Source organism: Lysinibacillus sp. NPDC047702, assembly GCF_050272555.1.
Taxonomy (GTDB): domain Bacteria; phylum Bacillota; class Bacilli; order Bacillales_A; family Planococcaceae; genus Lysinibacillus.
This window is the reverse complement of the sequence record NZ_JBNNMG010000150.1, coordinates 1-1,071: the sequence shown is the minus strand read 5'-3', so window position 1 is coordinate 1,071 and position 1,071 is coordinate 1. Positions and strand designations below refer to the sequence as shown.

The window sequence follows — 1,071 nt, the reverse complement described above, 5'->3', positions numbered from 1 at the left end:
AAAAGGAAGTGCGTAACCTTTCTCAACAGGAGCTTCGCTGGCTCTTAGAAGGATTATCGCTTCAGCAGCCAAAGGCAATTTCGAAATCTGCAACAGGTGTCTTTTAAATCTATTCACCTAAGTGGTATAATCATCCATAACTTATACTAAACGAAATGCGGTGAATGATTTGACTAATGCTTCTCCTAAGCAAGAAAACCAAAATGAACGATTAATTCGATTGCTTGAGCAACAATTAGCTCAGTCAAATCAACAAATTGAAGCGTTGACTGAACAAGTTCGCCAATTAACAAAGGCGTTATACGGTTCTAAATCGGAAAAATCTAAGTATCAAGCACCGGATGGGCAAGGCTCTTTATTCGAAGACGACCCGTCTTTTAGCGAATCTGAGCACACAGAAGAACAAAGCACGTCAACTGTTATGTATACAGTTGTTCGTAAACTACATAAAAAACGAAATGATTCGTTTCGTGATGGAATGGAAATCGAAGAAATTCATCATCATCCTGAAAACACACAATGTGACTGTTGCCTTGGTCAAATGACTGAAGCTGGTACAACGATTGCGCGTGAAGAAGCAAAATTCATTCCTGCAATAATGAAACGCATCCAACATATTGAACATGCCTACGAGTGCAAACACTGTAAAATGGATGCCACACAAAAAGCACAAATGAAACGTGGAAAAGCCCCACAAGCTGCCATTCAGCGAAGTATTGCAGGACCAACTGTTTTAGCAAAGCTTATTTACGATAAGTTTATTCAGTATTTACCTCTTTACCGTCAGGTAAAGGAGTGGGAACGATATGGCCTACATACGAATGATAAGAATCTATCAAACTGGGTTATTCGTGCTGCAGAAGATTGGCTTTTACCGATTTATGAACAGATGAAACAGATGTTAACGATGAAATCAGTACTGCATGTGGACGAAACGTATGCGCAAATTATCAATCGGTCAGACGGAAAATCAGGACAATCGAATGCCTACAATTGGGTGTTCCGCAGCGTGCCAAGCCAAGGACCGATCATCGTTCTTTTTCATAGTGCATTATCGAGAAGTCGTTCTGT

Annotated in this window: 1 protein-coding gene; it reads left to right on the top strand. The window is 40.2% G+C overall.

Annotation, left to right across the window (positions count from 1 at the left end; all coding sequences use genetic code 11):
* Window positions 1-169: 169 nt before the first annotated feature.
* Window positions 170-1,071 (top strand): IS66 family transposase (locus ACQKIM_RS28165; protein WP_427550287.1); only part of this gene is annotated, 902 nt, incomplete at its 3' end.